General features: G+C 73.1%; 15 protein-coding genes and 2 pseudogenes. 8 read left to right on the forward strand and 9 right to left on the reverse strand.

Annotated features, from left to right (window positions below; all coding sequences use genetic code 11):
• The first annotated feature begins 134 nt into the window (after positions 1-134).
• The 4 genes from CFP65_RS34790 to CFP65_RS34805 all read left to right on the forward strand — a co-directional run bounded on the left by CFP65_RS34790 (position 135) and on the right by CFP65_RS34805 (position 3770).
• Complete coding sequence (locus CFP65_RS34790) at positions 135-410, forward strand: hypothetical protein (RefSeq protein ID WP_104819910.1); 276 nt, start codon at positions 135-137, stop codon at positions 408-410.
• Between the two features lie 41 nt (positions 411-451).
• Positions 452-2278 carry a glutamine--fructose-6-phosphate transaminase (isomerizing) gene (gene glmS, locus CFP65_RS34795; RefSeq protein ID WP_104819911.1) on the forward strand — a complete coding sequence of 609 codons (1827 nt, stop codon included), beginning with the start codon at positions 452-454 and terminating at the stop codon, positions 2276-2278.
• Between the two features lie 101 nt (positions 2279-2379).
• Positions 2380-3036, forward strand: coding sequence for an NADPH-dependent F420 reductase (locus tag CFP65_RS34800; RefSeq protein ID WP_104819912.1), 657 nt, complete (start codon positions 2380-2382; stop codon positions 3034-3036).
• Positions 3033-3770 carry a PIG-L deacetylase family protein gene (locus tag CFP65_RS34805; RefSeq protein WP_104819913.1) on the forward strand — a complete coding sequence of 246 codons (738 nt, stop codon included), beginning with the start codon at positions 3033-3035 and terminating at the stop codon, positions 3768-3770. The genes CFP65_RS34800 and CFP65_RS34805 overlap by 4 nt, the downstream gene beginning before the upstream one ends.
• Here the strand turns inward: CFP65_RS34805 and CFP65_RS34810 are convergent.
• From CFP65_RS34810 to CFP65_RS34830, 5 genes and pseudogenes are all read right to left on the reverse strand, one after another.
• Complete coding sequence (locus tag CFP65_RS34810; RefSeq protein WP_104819914.1) at positions 3731-4402, reverse strand: DedA family protein; 672 nt, start codon at positions 4400-4402, stop codon at positions 3731-3733. The genes CFP65_RS34805 and CFP65_RS34810 overlap by 40 nt on opposite strands.
• A 142-nt stretch (positions 4403-4544) precedes the next feature.
• Positions 4545-5039 carry an FtsX-like permease family protein gene (locus CFP65_RS34815; protein WP_254552722.1) on the reverse strand — a complete coding sequence of 165 codons (495 nt, stop codon included), beginning with the start codon at positions 5037-5039 and terminating at the stop codon, positions 4545-4547.
• 145 nt (positions 5040-5184) lie between these two features.
• Positions 5185-5547: pseudogene (locus CFP65_RS39435) on the reverse strand (hypothetical protein); the annotation flags it as partial.
• A gap of 26 nt (positions 5548-5573) precedes the next feature.
• Entirely contained in the window at positions 5574-6854 is a 1281-nt protein-coding gene (locus CFP65_RS34825; RefSeq protein WP_104819916.1) for an ABC transporter permease, read from the reverse strand.
• The gene (locus tag CFP65_RS34830; protein ID WP_104819917.1) at positions 6851-7558 is read right to left on the reverse strand and encodes an ABC transporter ATP-binding protein; all 708 of its coding nucleotides are present in this window, start codon (positions 7556-7558) and stop codon (positions 6851-6853) included. Before CFP65_RS34830 ends, CFP65_RS34825 begins: the two co-directional genes overlap by 4 nt.
• Before the next feature lie 427 nt (positions 7559-7985).
• On the opposite strand from CFP65_RS34830, the gene CFP65_RS39440 reads away from it, so the two are divergent.
• Positions 7986-9173, forward strand: coding sequence for a hypothetical protein (locus CFP65_RS39440; RefSeq protein ID WP_158702509.1), 1188 nt, complete (start codon positions 7986-7988; stop codon positions 9171-9173).
• A gap of 177 nt (positions 9174-9350) precedes the next feature.
• Here the strand turns inward: CFP65_RS39440 and CFP65_RS34840 are convergent, their stop codons facing one another.
• Positions 9351-9776 carry a ribonuclease domain-containing protein gene (locus tag CFP65_RS34840; protein ID WP_104819918.1) on the reverse strand — a complete coding sequence of 142 codons (426 nt, stop codon included), beginning with the start codon at positions 9774-9776 and terminating at the stop codon, positions 9351-9353.
• 68 nt (positions 9777-9844) lie between these two features.
• Positions 9845-10162: pseudogene (locus CFP65_RS34845) on the reverse strand (diaminopimelate decarboxylase); the annotation flags it as partial.
• 335 nt (positions 10163-10497) lie between these two features.
• Between CFP65_RS34845 and CFP65_RS34850 the strand changes: the two are divergent.
• Both CFP65_RS34850 and CFP65_RS34855 read left to right on the forward strand, forming a co-directional pair.
• The gene (locus tag CFP65_RS34850) at positions 10498-11046 is read left to right on the forward strand and encodes a universal stress protein (RefSeq protein ID WP_254552723.1); all 549 of its coding nucleotides are present in this window, start codon (positions 10498-10500) and stop codon (positions 11044-11046) included.
• Between the two features lie 92 nt (positions 11047-11138).
• Positions 11139-11324: a hypothetical protein gene (locus tag CFP65_RS34855; RefSeq protein ID WP_104819920.1), complete on the forward strand. Its 186-nt coding sequence runs from the start codon at positions 11139-11141 to the stop codon at positions 11322-11324.
• 57 nt (positions 11325-11381) lie between these two features.
• On the opposite strand, the gene CFP65_RS34860 is transcribed toward CFP65_RS34855, so the two are convergent.
• The gene (locus CFP65_RS34860; protein ID WP_104819921.1) at positions 11382-12926 is read right to left on the reverse strand and encodes a Na+/H+ antiporter; all 1545 of its coding nucleotides are present in this window, start codon (positions 12924-12926) and stop codon (positions 11382-11384) included.
• A gap of 126 nt (positions 12927-13052) precedes the next feature.
• Positions 13053-13355, reverse strand: a complete 303-nt coding sequence (locus CFP65_RS34865) for a hypothetical protein (RefSeq protein WP_104819922.1) — start codon at positions 13353-13355, stop codon at positions 13053-13055.
• Positions 13356-13609: 254 nt separating this feature from the next.
• Here CFP65_RS34865 and kdpB point away from each other — a divergent pair, with 254 nt between their 5' ends.
• The gene (gene kdpB, locus CFP65_RS34870; RefSeq protein ID WP_104819923.1) at positions 13610-15736 is read left to right on the forward strand and encodes a potassium-transporting ATPase subunit KdpB; all 2127 of its coding nucleotides are present in this window, start codon (positions 13610-13612) and stop codon (positions 15734-15736) included.
• Positions 15737-15760 lie beyond the last annotated feature (24 nt).

The following is a 15760-nucleotide window of genomic DNA, read 5'->3' on the forward strand; positions in this document are numbered from 1 at the left end:
CCCCCCAGTCACCAGAGGCTCACTCTCGCACACGCGTGCCAACCGTGAGTGACCGGGGCTGAATGTCTGAAGATCTGCCCGATTTCGGGCAGGATTCTTGGTTTCGCGATGCCGGGCGCCTACTGTCCTCTCTTGTGCCTGTCTCGCCGCACCCTCACGAAGACCTGCTCGCCCACCTGACCCGCACCAGCTCGCTGAGTCCGGGAGAGGCGGCCAGAGTAGTCGCGGAGGTGCTGGCGTACTTCTCGGAGAGCACCGAGGAGTACGTCCGCCGCCGCCACGGCGAGCTGCAGGCCAGGGGTCTGACCAACGAGAAGATCTTCGCCCGGCTCGGCGCCGAACTCGCCGCCCGCCGGGTCGCCGCGCCGGAGCTGTCCACCCGTCAGCTCCGCCGGATGGTCTACGGCTGACCCCGCTTCACCAGTCGACCGACGCAAGGAGCTGCTGACCAATGTGCGGAATCGTGGCCTACATCGGCCCCAAGGACGCGACCACCTTCCTGCTCGAGGGACTGCAGCGGCTGGAGTACCGGGGTTACGACTCCGCCGGCGTGGCCGTGCTCGGCAAGACCGGCGGGCTGAAGGTGTGCAAGGTCAAGGGCCGGGTGGCCGACCTCGCGGCGGCGGTGCCGGCCCGCTTCAAGGGCACCACCGGCATCGGCCACACCCGCTGGGCCACCCACGGTGAGCCGAGCGACGCCAACGCCCACCCGCACACCGACAACTCCGGCCGGATCGCCGTGGTGCACAACGGCATCATCGAGAACGCCGAGGAGCTGCGCGCCCGCCTCACCGCCGAGGGCGTCACCTTCACCTCCGAGACCGACACCGAGGTGCTCGCCCACCTGATCGCCGCCCGTGCCGTCGAGGGGGTCGAGCTGGAGGAGGCCGTCCGGGGGGCACTCGGCCACGTCGTGGGCACGTACGGCATCGCGGTGCTCGACTCCGCCCAGCCGGACCGGATCGTGGTGGCCCGCAACGGCAGCCCGATCGTGCTCGGCATCGGCGAGAAGGAGATGTTCGTCGCCTCCGACATCGCCGCCCTGGTCCGCTACACCCGCCAGGTGGTGCACCTGGAGGACGGCGAGCTGGCCACCGTGCGCGCCGACGGCTTCCGCACCATCACCGAGGACGCCCGCACCGTCACCCGCCAGCCCTCCACGGTGGACTGGGAGGTGGCCTCCTACGACACCGCCGGCTACGAGCACTACCTGCTCAAGGAGATCCACGAGCAGCCCGGCTCGGTGGAGCGCACCCTGAGCGGCCGCCTCGACGAGAAGTTCGCCACCGCCCACCTCGGCGGGCTCAACCTGGACGCCCGCGAGCTGCGCGAGATCCGCCGGGTGAAGATCCTCGGCTGCGGCTCCGCGTACTACGCCGGCGAGATGGGCGCCCAGCTGATCGAGGAGCTGGCCCGGATCCCCGCGCACAGCGAGCCGGCCTCCGAGTTCCGCTACCGCAACCCGGTGATCGAGCGCGACACCCTGTACGTGGCGGTCAGCCAGTCCGGCGAGACCTACGACACGCTGGCCGCCGTACAGGAGATCAAGCGCAAGGGCGGCCGGGTGCTCGGCGTGGTCAACACCGTCGGCAGCGCGATCGCCCGCGAGTGCGACGGCGGCATCTACCTGCACGCCGGGCCGGAGATCTCGGTGGCCTCCACCAAGGCCTTCACCTCCACCGTGGTCGCCTTCGCGCTGCTGGCCCTGCACTTCGGCCGGATCAACGACCTCTCGCCCGCCGACGGCCGCCGGATCGTCTCCGCGCTCAAGGCCCTGCCCGGGCAGATCCGGGAGATCCTGGCGCAGGAGGAGGAGATCGCCAAGCTGGCCGCGCACTACGCCGACAGCGCCGGGATGATGTTCATCGGCCGGGTCCGCGGCTACCCGGTGGCCCGCGAGGGCGCGCAGAAGCTCAAGGAGATCTCCTACGTGCACGCCGAGGCCTACCCGGCCTCCGAGCTCAAGCACGGCCCGCTCGCGCTGATCAGCCCCGAGCTGCCCACCGTCGCCCTGGTGCCGGACGACGAGCTGCTCGACAAGAACCTCACCACCCTGGGCGAGATCAAGGCCCGCTCCGGCCGCATCCTGGCCGTCGGCCACCGGGTGCCGGACGCCAAGCTGGCCGACCACGCGATCGTGGTGCCCAAGAGCGAGCCCGAGCTCGACCCGCTGCTGCTCAACATCCCGCTGCAGATCTTCGCGTACTTCGCGGCGATCGCCCTGGAGCGGGACGTGGACAAGCCGCGCAACCTCGCCAAGAGCGTGACCGTGGAGTAAGAGCGCCACCGTTGAGTAATTCCGGCCGGGTTGACCGCAGGTCAGCTAGGGTCGCTTCACCGGGCCCGACGCGCGGGCCCGGTGGACGGGAGAGCTGACAGATGCACTTCGGGATCATCGGGACGGGCACCGTGGGGCGCACCCTCGCGAGCAAGCTCGTCTCGCTCGGCCACGAGGTGACCCTCGGGTCGCGCACCAAGGAGAACGAGACCGCCCTGGCCTGGGCCGAGCAGGCCGGCCCGTACGGCCACAGCGGCACCTTCGCCGAGGCCGCGCAGGCGGCGGAGGTGGTGCTCAACGCCACCTCCGGCACCGTCTCGCTCCAGGCGCTGCGCTTGGCCGGCGCGGAGAACCTGGCCGGCAAGGTGCTGATCGACGTCTCCAACCCGCTGGTCTTCTCCGCCACCGGCGAGCTCAGCCTTGACCCGGTCAACACCGACAGCGTGGCCGAGCAGATCCAGCGGGAGTACCCCGAGGCCCGGGTGGTCAAGGCGCTCAACACGGTCAACTGCGCCGTGATGGTCGACCCGGGCCGGGTGCCCGGCGAGCACAACCTCTTCGTGGCCGGCAACGACCCGGTGGCCAAGGCCCAGGTCACCGCCGTACTGGAGCAGTTCGGCTGGCCGGCCGGCTCGGTGCTCGACCTCGGCGGGGTCGAGGCGGCACGCGGGCTGGAGATGCTGATGCCGTTCTGGCTGCGGATGATGGGGCAGCTCGGCCACGCCGACTTCAACTACCAGATCCGGCGGGCCCAGTGAGCACCCCGCCGCCCTTCACCCCGCTGGACGAGAGCTGGCGGACCGCGCTGGCCGTGGTGGCCCACCCCGACGACATGGAGTACGGCGCGGCGGCCGCCGTGGCCCGCTGGACGGCCCAGGGCAAGCGGGTGGTCTACGTGATGGTCACCAGCGGCGAGGCCGGCATCGACTCGATGAGCCCGGAGGAGTGCCGCACCGTCCGGGAGGCCGAGCAGATCGCCTCGGCCGCCCTGGTCGGGGTCGGCGAGGTCGAGTTCCTGGGCCACCCGGACGGTGTCCTGGAGTACGGGCTGCCGCTGCGCCGGGACATCGCCCGGGCCGTCCGGCGGCACCGCCCGGACATCGTGATCACCACCAACTTCCGTGACACCTACGGCGGTACGGTGGCCAACCAGGCCGACCACATCGCCACCGGGCGGGCCGCCCTGGACGCGGTGCGGGACGCGGGCAACCGCTGGGTCTTCCGCGAGCTGACGGAGGAGGGCCTGGAGCCCTGGGACGGTGTCCGCGAGGTCTGGGCGGTCGGTTCGCCGCAGGCCGGGCACGCCGTGGACATCACCGACCACCTGGACGCCGGGGTCGCCTCGCTGGAGGCCCACCGGGCGTACCTGGCCGGCCTGGGCGGGGCGATGGCCGACGCCCGCTCCTTCCTGGAGGGCATGTCGGCGGCGGCCGGGGAGCGGCTCGGGGTGCGCTACGCGTCGTCCTTCGAGGTCGTGCCGCTGCGGTTCTGACCCTCGTCCTTGCCGCGTCTCCTGCTGCGCACCCACCGGTAGGTGAGGAAGGCGAGCAGGAGGACGGCGGCCGCGATCAACAGGAAGTTCTGGTAGCGGACGGCCTCGCGGTAGATCGGGCCGATGTTGTCCCCCGCGAGGTACCCCGCCGTCGACCAGACGCCCACCCAGAGCGCCGCGCCCGCCAGGTTGGCGGGCAGGAAGCGGCGCCAGGAGAGCTCGGTGGTGCCGGCCACGATCCCGTTGTACTGCCGCAGCCCGTCGATGAACCGGGCCACCGTGACGATCCGGCCGCCGTACCGGCCGAAGAAGGCGTGCGCCTTCGCCGTCCGCTCCGGAGTCAGCAGCACGTACTTGCCCCACCGGTGCACGAAGGCCGTCCCGCCGGTGCGGCCGATCACGAACCCCAGCGTGTTGCCCGCCGCAGCGGCCGCGAAGGCGATCGCGGCCACGGCGGCGATGCTCATCCGCCCGGTGCCGGCGTACACCGCCGCGAGCACCAGGATGGTCTGACCGGGCGCGGGGATCCCGCAGTTGTCCAGGAACACCAGCAGGGCGAGCGACGGGTATCCGTAGTCGTCGAGCAGGGGCGCGAGGTGGGCCAGCGGCCCGGGCAGGGGTGGGGGCGTCATCGTCCGATCCGGTGTGGTTGTCGGGGAGGTGGCCGCGCCGCATCCCGGGCATCGGGGACAGGGTAGCTTCTGCTGGGCGCACCGCCGGCGGTGTGGGGCCCGACCCCTGCTGTGGTCGGGACCCACATGGTCTACCGACCGGTCACTCGCTGCGCAGCACTTCGGCGATGGGCAGGCGCGCCGCTGAGCGGGCCGGCACCAGCGCCCCCAGCACCGCGATGGCGATGCCCGCGAGGGCGAGCAGTGTGAGGCCGGGCGCGTGCCAGACGTGCAGCATCGAGACCGGCAGGTCGATCCCGGCCGCCCGGACCGAGGCCGGTACCACCAGGCGGTGGGCGAGGACACCGAGGGGGAGGCCGATGAGCCCCCCGAGCGTGCCCAGGGCGGCCATCGAGGTGACCATCATCACCGTGACCTGACGGGGGGTCATGCCGATGGACTTGAGCATGCCCAGGTTGCGGCGGCGCTCGTGGGTGGTGAGGACGACGGTGTTGAAGACCCCGAGTGCGGCGACCGCGGCCAGCATCAGCGTGAACAGCACCGCGAAGCTGACGATGGTCAGTGTCGCCTGGTTCAGCTCGTCCGCGTGCCTGGCGGGGTAGAGCCCGGGGCCGGCGGCCTTCCGGAACGCGGTCACGAAGGCGTCGGCGTCGGCCCCGGGGGCGAGCTGGACCGTATAGTCGGAGGCCCGCTGACCTGGTGCGATCTCCGATGAGGGTGTCCCAGTTGGAGAGCACCCCGTCGGGGTCGTAGGCCATCAGTTGGCCGACGACGGTCACCGGGACCTCCTTGGCTCCCAGATCCAGGCGGACCCGGTCGCCGACCGCCAGACCGCGCTGGCGCAGGAACGCTCCGGAGACGACGATCTGCCCCGGCCCGTCCAGCCAGTGCCCCTTAGCCATGGTGTAGTTCAGGCTGGCGGAGTCCCCACGCAGGAACTGGCCGTTGAGATTCTGCGCTGACCCGGCGAACTTGACGTTCTGCCAGGTGCTCGCGGTGACGCGGACGGCACCCAGGGAGCGCAGCAGCGCCTCCGTGTCGGTGTCGCCCAGTGTCGGTGCGGGCTGGTCGGGGCGGTGTCCGCCGACAGTGACCTCGACCTGGTAGGTGCCGTTGTGCTCCTCCGCGTTCCCGTAGGCGGTCATCGTGCTGGTCAAGCCGCTGGAGAGGGTCACGGCGGCTTGACCAGCACGATGACCGCCACGGTCAGCGCGGTGCGCGCGGGACGGGCGACCGGCAGGCCCAGCCCGAGGCTGACCGAGCGGGGCAGCCCCGAGCCGCCGAGCCGTCGCTGGACGCCCAGCGCGCGCCCGACGCGGGGGGCGCTGCCCGCGGTGATCGCCTCGGCCGCGGACAGCCGGTGGGCTCGCAGGGCGGGGCCGAGCGCGGCGAGCGCGACCACCGCCGGCATGCCCAGCAGCGCGACGACGTCCACCCAGAGGCTGACGCTCACGTCCTGCACCCCGAGCCCCTGGAACGCGCTGGACAGCAGGGGCCGGGCCAACAGATTGCCGAGGACGACGCCGATCAGGCAGCCGGCGACCGCGGGCACGGAGATCATCAGGACGTAGACCGCGGCCACCTGGTTGGGCGTGAAGCCCAGCGCCTTCAGGACGCCGATGTGTCGCAGGCCCGAGACCACCGCGCCGCTGACCACGTTGGCGACGATCAGTACGGCGACCACCAGCCCGAGGACGCCGAAGGTCATCAGGAACGGGGCGTAGGCGTCGGTCCGGGCGCTGACGGCCTTCTTCAGGGCGAGGTAGGACTGCGATCCGGTCAGGGCGTCCGGGGGAAGGCCCGCGGTGGCGGTGGCCAGGCCGGCCCGGACGGACTGGTCCGTCTCGGGGTCGGCGAAGCGGTAGAGCATCTGGACGCTCCGCGGGTGCAGGCTCGCGAGCTGACCCGGTGTCACCCACGCGCCGGCCGACTGGCTCACGCTGGAGGCGAAGCCGACGACCCTGAGGCTCGATCCGTCGGGCAGCGGCACCGTGAACTCGGGCGGGAAGGACGCGCTGCGGCCGGACGGGCGGCTGTTCAGGACGATCTCGCCGGGGCCGGTGGGCCAGTGGCCGGCCCACAGGTCCAGGTGGTCCACCGGGCTCTGCGGACCGGACCGGCCCACCACCGTCAACGGACCGGCCACCATGCCCGGCGTCCCGTCCGGCACGGCGACGACCGCCTCGCCGAACGGGCCCGCCGCCTCCACGCCCCGGCGGTGGGCCGTCTGCGCCACCTGCGCGTCCGAGACCTTCGCACTGTCGAAGGTGGCCACGACATGGGCGCCGCGCTGCTGGGAGAAGGCGTCGTCGAAGGGGGCCGCGGCGGCCGCCATCAGCGCGAGGGCGATCGTGATCGTCGTGGTGGAGAGCAGGACGACGACGCCGATGATCGTCGTCTGCAGCTTCCGGCGCTTCACGGCCGCCCGGGAGGCACGCCACACCGCACTCATGCCGTCCGCTCCAATGCGCTCTCGCGGGCCACCCTGCCGTCGGCGAACTCGATCAGCCGGCTGGCGCAGCGGGTGGCCAGGCGCGGGTCGTGGGTGACGATCAGCAGGGTCTGGCCGATCTGGTTGAGGTCGATCAGGAGGTCCATCACCTGTTCGCCGGACCGGCTGTCCAGCGCGCCGGTCGGCTCGTCGGCCAGCAGCACGGCCGGACGGTTCATCAGGGCGCGGGCGACGCCGACCCGCTGGCGCTCGCCGCCGCTGAGTGCCGCCGGATAGGCGTTGCGGCGGTCGGCGATGCCCAGCTCGTCGAGGAGCTCGAGCGCGCGCCGACGTGCCTGCGCGGTCGGACTGCCGGTCAGTTGCGCGGCCAGTGCCACGTTGTCCAGCGCCGGCAGGTCGTCGATCAGGTTGAAGAACTGGAAGATCATGCCGACCCGCCGACGCCGGTACAGCGCGAGACCGGTCTCGTTCAGCGTCCCGAGGTCCTCGCCGTGGACCACGACCGAGCCGGCGGTCGGGCGGTCGAGGCCGGCGACCATGTTGAGCACGGTGGACTTGCCGCAGCCCGACGGGCCCATCACCGCGACCGCTTCCCCGGCCCGGATGTCCAGCGAGACCCCGTCGAGCGCGACCGAGTCCCCGTACTCCTTGCTCACGCCGTCGAGGCGCACGACCACCTTGTCGGTGCTGCCATCTGTAACCATGGCAGGAAAGCTACGGGCGGGCGCACCGGCCGGTCGTCGGCCCGTGGAAGTAACCTCCGGGGCAGGTCATCCTGGGGATGTAGGTCCTGACGCCCGGGGGCTCACTCCCATACCTCGGATCGTCCGCCCTCGGCGTCCGCCGGGTCGTGTCTCGGCCTCGTCGGGCCGCGGACTTCCCGGTCTCGTGGCACGTGACGGCGTGGTGGACGGAAGGCGCGGACGGATCACCTCCGCATTCCGTCGGCAAATCCCCAGCTCAGGTGGGCGCACGTGCCGCGCGGGTGAACGATCGGATCTTTGGCCGAATCTTTCGGGCAGTCATCATGCACACGCCTAGCCTCGGCTGCGGCAAGGAACGTTGCCCTTCTTGGGCTCTCCCGCTTCCTCGGCCACCCTTGATCCCGTTGCAGTGGAAGGTTTCCGACGCATGAAGATCCGACGTATCGCGCCACTGGCCGCGCTGGGGCTGTGCTCCATAGGCCTCGCGGCCGTATCGCCCGTCCAGGCCCAGGCCGCCGGCAGCGAGCAGGTGCTCGTCTTCGACACCCCCGCAGGTACCGACGCCGTGTTCACCGTCAGCCCGAGCGTCAAGCAGGTCGTCATCGAGCAGTGGGGCGCCGGTGCCGCCGGCGGGTCCGGCGCCGGTGGGGCCGGTGGTGCGGGTGGCGGTGGTGGCGGCGGCACCAACAGCAACTCGATCGGCGGGGTCGCCAAGGGCGGCAACGGCGGCCTCGGCGGCTCCGGTGGGGCCGGGGGCGCGGGCGCGGGTGGGGGCTCCGGCGCGTACACCCGCTGCGTCGTGACCTGGCAGGCCGACAACCCGTTGAAGGTGCGCGTCCACGTGGGCGCCGGCGGGCGGGCGGAGGCTCCCGGCCGGGGCGGCGACCACGGGTTCGGCGGAACGCGGGGCATCAACGGGTTCATCGGGATCCTCTCGGTGAGCGGTGGCAACGGCACCGCGGGCGCGAACGGCGGCGCACCCTCGACCGCGAACGGCCGTGAGAGTGGCGACGGTTCGCGGGTCTACCTGAGGCTCGGAGTCGGCACCGACAACCCGGACAGCGGCGCGCCGCGCAGCTTCCCGCTCGCGTTCGTCCAGGGCGGTGCCGCCGCGGCCGCCGCGGAGCCCGGCAAGGCCGGTACCGGCGGCGAGGGGGGCAAGCACGGCCTGACCCTGCCCATCAAGGACGGCGCGGCCGGTGCTGCGGGCTGGAACGGGGCCGAGGGCGCGGGCGGGATGCCCAGCCCGCCCCAGACCAACAGCCTGAAGGACGTCTGCCCCGACTCCGACGCGGCCAACGCGCTCAACACACCCGGCCGACAGGGCTCCGCCGGCGGTGCGGGCACCGGCGGCGGCGGTTCGGACACTCCCAACAGCGGCGGACAGCCCGACCCGGCCGCCGCCCAGCCCCCCGTCGCCCCGCCCGTCCCGGGCGTCGGCCAGGGCGGCATCGGCGGCGCGGGCGGGGCCGGCGCCTACGGAGGCGGCGGCGGATCCGGCGCCCAGGCCGAGCGCAGCACTGCCGGCGCCGGCGGGGACGGCCGGAGCGGAAGCGACGGCCTGCCCGGGACCAACGGCGGCAACGGCTACGTCCGCATCACCCTGACCAGCTGACACCCCGTCACGCGAGGGGGCTTGGTCGGGCCCTGACGGCCGCCTGGCCCCCCGCATCGGCCGGCGCTCCCGGACCAGGGCGGCACGGCCGTGCGGGCGGCACGGCCGTGCCGGTCGGCCTCGAACGGCTGGACCGGACACTCCGCTCACGGTGCCATCGAGCTCTTCCTCCTGCGCTCAGCGCATGCGCTGGAAGGTGTGGAAGAGGTCGGGGCTGTACCAGGCCGTGCCGTTGTCGCCGGTGACGATGCGCTCGGAATCCCGGGGCTGACCGGGCTTCTTCCGGTTGACGTCCCACTGCCGGTACTGGATCGGGTGGCCGTCACCATCGGTGCGCGGCAACGCTCCGTCGCGATTCGGCCAGACGGTGCCCCCCTTGGTGCCCGAGCCGTCGCTCGGCGGCCACTGGCCCGCGTCGATCAGACGCAGGGTCTGCCACGCCCGGTCCGGAACGGCAGAGCGCACGGGGCCGGACGAGCCGCCCGACCGCGCCTGTGCGGTGGGTCCACTCGCGAAGGTGTCGGCGTGAGCGGTCGCGGAGGAGGCGAGAACTGCTCCGGCAAGGGCAAAGGCGGCGAGTACACGCCTGGCACTGGTGGTCATGCCCCGCCAACGATCGCCAACCGCCGGGGTCACGCGGGCCCGGCCGAAAACCGGGCGACCGTCGGCGGTCAGCGGAAGACTTCGCGGGCGCGGAAGTCCTCGACGCTCTCGCGGCGGATCAGCAGCCGGGCGTGGCCGCCCCGGACGGCGACGACCGCCGGGCGGCCGACCAGGTTGTAGCCGGAGGCCATGGAGAGCTGGTAGGCGCCGGCCGCCGGGACGGCGAGCAGGTCGCCGGGCCGCAGGTCGGCGGGCAGGCGGGCGCCGCGGACCAGGACGTCCCCGGCCTCGCAGTGGCGGCCGACCACGTCGACCTCCCGGGTGGCGCCGGTAGTGGTGCGGCCCACCGCCCGGACGGAGTACTGCGCGCCGTAGAGGCCGGGGCGCGTGGATCCGGGGGAGGACGCGGGTGAGGCTCATGCGACGGTGCTCCTTGGCGTGAAGGGCGGAGGAATGAGACATCTCCGACGCTAGGCCGGATCATGCGCGGTCCGGTGCCTCCTGACGTCCCGTTGACTTCGCGCAGGTCACCCCTGACAGATCCTTGACGACCGGTGGCCTCTCGGGGCTGTCCGTGGGCCTGCCCCGTCGGCGGGGCCGGTGGTGATCAAGATTGCGTTGGGATCGCCCTGCTGCCCGTCAAGGAGGCGTCAAGGAGCGCCTCGGGGCGGCCGTCCGTGGGCTTGGCTGAGGGGACAGGTCGAATCGGCGAGGAACGGACATGACGGGCATGAACGAGGGTTACGGCGACGAGCGACGGCCCGGGCGGATCGTCGTCGGGGTCAGCGGATCGCTCGGAAGTCTGGCGGCCCTGCACCGTGCCGTCGACGAGGCCCGTCGGACCGACGCCGAGGTGCTGGCGGTGCTCGCCTGGGTCCCGCAGGGCGGCGAGCACGCCTACCGCCTGGCGCCCTGCCCGCCGCTGCTGGCCGCCTGGCGGCAGGCCGCAGTCGAGCGCCTGCGCGAGGCCCTGGCCGAAGCCTTCGGCGGGGCTCCCGCCGGTGTGCGGCTGTCCGCCGAGGTGGTGCGCGGCGAGGCCGCGCCCGCGCTGGTGGGGGCCGCCGACCGGCCGGAGGACGTGCTGGTGGTCGGGGCCGGCAGCGGCAGTTGGCTGCGGCGGGGGCTGCGACCGTCGGTGACCGGGTACTGCGTCAAGCACGCCTCCTGCCCCGTCCTCGCGGTGCCGAGGCCCGACCTCCAGCGCGAGCTGGACGCCCTCCACCGCCGCAACGCCTGGCACCTGCCGACCGCGCCGGCGCCGATCCGCTGACCGCCCTGGCCCTCGGCCCCGGGGAGGGGCGGAGGGAGGCGGCTGCGGCTCGGCGCGGGCCGTGCCAACGCCGCGTCAAGATCGGCCTCCACATGGACGCCCAGGTGGCCGCCGGGCTGCTCGCGCCGGCCGCGCTGCAGCGGCTGCTCGCGGTGCGCTTCCGTCGCCTGGTGAACGTGCCGTTGGCGGTGGCCACGCTGGTGGTGCCCGGTGCGCTGGTCTCGGCGCTCGTCCTGGTGGCGGCGGGAGCGCGGCCTCGGCGGCGGGAGTACGCCTGAGGTGACGCGGTCCGGCGGTGGACGGTCACCAGGTGACTCGAGCCCTGTGTCGCGCCGTCAGGAGGTGCCGAGGCCGGTCTCTTCGAGGTCGAGGTCGCGTTGGAGCCGGCGGCGGGTGGTGTCGCTGATCAGGTGGTCGTCGTAGAGGCGGCGGAGGGCCGTGGTCTGGACGGCGATGACCTCGTGGCGCAGGGCGCGGTAGGCGGCCAGGGCGGGGGCGCCGGTGGTCGGCTCCTCGGTCTGGTCGAGCCGGGCCGTGAGGCCGCGGCGGACGCGGTCGACCACGTGGTCGGGGATGCTCTCCAGGTCGGTGAGCTGGTCGAGGTGCGTCAGGCCGGCCCGGGTGAGGGCCTCGCGGGCCTGGTCCTCCTCGCGGGCGGTGTGCTCGGGTTCGAGGGCGAGCCCGGAGCGGTTGACCACGCGGGCCAGGCTCAGGCCCTGGACGACCAGGGTGAAGACCACCACGGCGGTGGTGAGGACGAGCACCAGGGCGCGCCCGGGGAGCGGGCGGCCGTTCTCGGCGGCGAGGGGGATGGAGAGGGCGGCGGCCAGCGGCATCACGCCGCGCGTCCCGGCCCAGCTGACCACGGTGGCGATCCGCCAGGACGGCCGTCCCCGGCCCGGCCGGACGGCCGCCGAGAGGGGGAGCATCCAGATCACCCGCAGGGCGATCAGCGCGCCGGCCAGGGCGAGGGCCTGGAGCGGCCAGAGCCCGGCGCCGCTGGGCAGTTCGCGGACCAGGGTGGGCAGTTCGAGGCCGACGATGCTGAAGACGACGCTTTCGAGGAGGAAGACGACGACGGCGTACACGGCGTGGAGCTGGAGGCGGATGCGGGCGTCGGTGAGGCGGTGGCCGGAGCGGCCGAGCAGCACGCCGGCGATCACCACGGCGGTCACGCCCGAGGTGTGGGCCGATTCGGCGAGCACGTAGGCGCCGTACGGGGTGACCAGGGCGATGACGGTTTCGAGCACCGGGTCGGTGGTGCGGCGCCGGATCAGGGTGACCCCGCCCGCGACCGCCGCGCCGATCGCGCTGCCGCCGCCCGCGAGGAGGGCGAACTGCCCGCCCGCCGCCTGCCAGCCGACCGCTCCGGAGGCGACGGCGACGGTGACGGCGACCCGGAAGAGCACGAGGGAGGTGGCGTCGTTGAAGAGGCTCTCGGCCTGGACGAGGACCTGGACCCGGCCGGGGAGGGCCAGCCGGCGGCCGAGTGCGGTGACCGCGACCGGGTCGGTGCTGGCGAGGACCGCGCCGAGCACGAAGGCCATCGGGCCGGGCAGCGGGGTGAGGGCGGTGGCGAGGGCGCCGACGGCGGCGGCCGAGGCGAGCACCAGGCCGAAGGCGAGGACGGTGACGGGGCGCCAGACCGAGCGCAGGTCGCGCAGCGACAGCTCCTCGGCGGAGGCGTAGAGCAGCGGGGGCAGCACGACCAGGCCGATGGTCTCCGGGGCGATGCGCAGGGCGGGGGCCCCGGGTATCAGCGCCACCGCGAGCCCGGCCAGGACGAGGAGGGAGGGTGCGGGGATCCGCCAACGGCGGGCGCCGGTGGCGACTGTCGTGGCCAGGACCACCAGGAGAAGGACCGCCCCGACCGCTCGCATCGGTCAAACCTCGGATCAGCTCACGAGGGCGCCGCGGCGGCTGCCGCAGTCCGTCCCCCGGCCGACCAGACTTCCCGGCGCACCATGGTCGTTGATCCTATCAAGCACCGGCGGCGTCGCCTATGGTCAGGCGGCTCGGACCGGTCGGGAGAGGCTGTCGAGGGCGGCCCCCGCGTGGTCGGCGAGGGTCACCGCGACCAGGCGGGCCTGCCGGGAGGGGACGGTGCCCGGGGTGGGCTCCATCATGAACCGGCCCACGTACGTGCCGTTGCCGAACAGCCGGAGCTCGACCCCTTCCGGTGGCAGGCCGAGACGGTCGGCGTCCCAGCTCCGGTTGCCCGTGCGGACGGTGCCGTCGGGCTGCAGGCTCGGTGGCCGGCCGAGCAGGGAGCCGTACTCGAACCGGCAGGAAGGGAGAGCGGGCCCCACCGGGCGGGGTATCGACGCATGGCGCACCTCCTGCTCTCCGGTGTAGCAAGCCCTGGGCGGAAAGGGGGCCCGCACCCGGCCGCGTTGACGATTCCCTGACGTCGGCGGCCCCTGGGGCCGGGGGCCCACGTCAACGCTCCGTCAATCGGTGCTGGCTGAGCGTCAGGGTTCCGTCAGTGGGGGAGTGACGCCCGCAGTCGCCCACTTGGCTGGGGAGCCCGTGCCCGTTCACCGCCGCCCAGAAGGTCTGCCGCATGCCTCCCCAGGTTCTTGAGAAGGACGCTGTCACCCCTGCCCCGACAGCGCCGCCGGGCAGTCGGCACCGGGTCGCGGGCGGTGCCCTGTTCGATCCGAAGCAGCTGATCGCCGTGCTCCCGGAGGCGCTGCGCAAGCTGCACCCCCGGGTGATGGTGCGCAACCCGGTGATGTTCGTGGTGGAGGTCGGGTCGGCGCTCACCACGCTGTCGGCGGTGCTGGAGCCGACCGTGTTCGCCTGGCTGATCAGCGTCTGGCTCTGGCTGACGGTGGTCTTCGCCAACCTGGCCGAGGCGGTGGCCGAGGGGCGTGGCAAGGCCCAGGCGGCCTCGCTGCGCAGGGCCCGGCAGGGCACGACGGCCCGGCGGCTGCGGCACTGGCGGGTGGGCGAGCCGCGGTTGGAGGAGGAGGTGGTGGCGGCGGAGCAGCTGTGCCTGCACGACTTCGTGGTGGTGGCCGCGGGAGAGGTGATCCCCGGGGACGGTGACGTGGTCGAGGGCGTGGCCAGCGTCGACGAGTCGGCGATCACGGGCGAGTCCGCGCCGGTGATCCGTGAGGCCGGCGGCGACCGCTGCTCGGTGACCGGCGGCACCCGGGTGCTCTCCGACCGGATCGTGGTGCGGATCACCGCAAAGCCGGGCCTGACCTTCATCGACCGGATGATCGCCCTGGTGGAGGGCGCGGAGCGGAAGAAGACCCCGAACGAGATCGCGCTCAACCTGCTGCTCGCCTCGCTGACCGTCGTGTTCATCCTGAGCGTGGTCACCCTGCAGCCGATCGCCATCTACGCCGGCGCCGAGCAGACCACGGCCGTGCTGGTGGCCCTGCTGGTGGCGCTGATCCCGACCACGATCGGCGCGCTGCTCTCGGCGATCGGCATCGCGGGCATGGACCGGCTGGTGCAGCGCAACGTCCTGGCGATGTCCGGGCGCGCGGTGGAGGCGGCCGGGGACGTGGACGTGCTGCTGCTGGACAAGACCGGCACCATCACGCTGGGCAACCGCCAGGCCGTCCGGCTCCTGGCCGCCCCCGGCGTGCCGGACGACCGGCTGGCCGAAGCCGCACAGCTCTCCTCGCTGGCGGACGAGACCCCGGAGGGCCGCTCCATCGTCGAGCTGGCCGGGCGGTACCGGCTGCGTGAGCGGGCGCCGGGCGAGCTGGGGCAGCTGGAGTTCGTGCCGTTCAGCGCGCAGAGCCGGATGAGCGGGGTCGATCTGGTCTGGCCGGACGGGATGGTGATCGGCGTCCGCAAGGGCGCGGCGGCGGCGGTCTCCGCCTGGGTGTACGAGCGGGGTGGGCGGGTGCCGGGCGAGGTGCTGGAGACCGTGGATGTGATCTCCGCGGGCGGTGGCACGCCGTTGCTGGTCGCCGTGCACGACCGGCACGGCGCCCGGGTGCTGGGCGTGGTCCAGCTCAAGGACGTGGTCAAGGAGGGCATCCGGGAGCGCTTCGCCGAGCTGCGGCGGATGGGCATCCGCACCGTGATGGTGACGGGCGACAACCCGCTGACCGCCCGGGCGATCGCGGCGGAGGCCGGCGTGGACGACTTCCTCGCGGAGGCCACGCCCGAGGACAAGCTCGCCCTGATCAAGCGCGAGCAGGAGGGCGGCAAGCTGGTCGCGATGACCGGTGACGGCACCAACGACGCCCCCGCGCTGGCCCAGGCCGATGTCGGGGTGGCGATGAACACCGGCACCTCCGCCGCGAAGGAGGCCGGCAACATGGTCGACCTGGACTCCAACCCGACCAAGCTGATCGAGATCGTCCGAGTGGGCAAGCAACTGCTCATCACCCGAGGGGCGTTGACCACCTTCTCGATCGCCAACGACGTGGCCAAGTACTTCGCGATCATCCCCGCGATGTTCGCCGGCGCCTACCCGGGGCTGCACCACCTCAACATCATGGAGCTGCACAGCCCCACCTCGGCCATCACCTCGGCGATCATCTTCAACGCCCTGATCATCGTCGCCCTGATCCCGATCGCCTTGCGCGGCGTCCGCTACCGGCCCGCCTCCGCCTCCCAGTTGCTCGCCCGCAACCTGCGGATCTTCGGGCTCGGCGGACTGGTGCTGCCCTTCCTCGGCATCAAGCTGATCGATCTGCTGGTGGTGCAGTTCCTGTTCTGAGGCGTCAAGGACTCGTATGGATCC

Origin of the sequence: Kitasatospora sp. MMS16-BH015 (assembly GCF_002943525.1) — a bacterium.
Taxonomy (GTDB): domain Bacteria; phylum Actinomycetota; class Actinomycetes; order Streptomycetales; family Streptomycetaceae; genus Kitasatospora.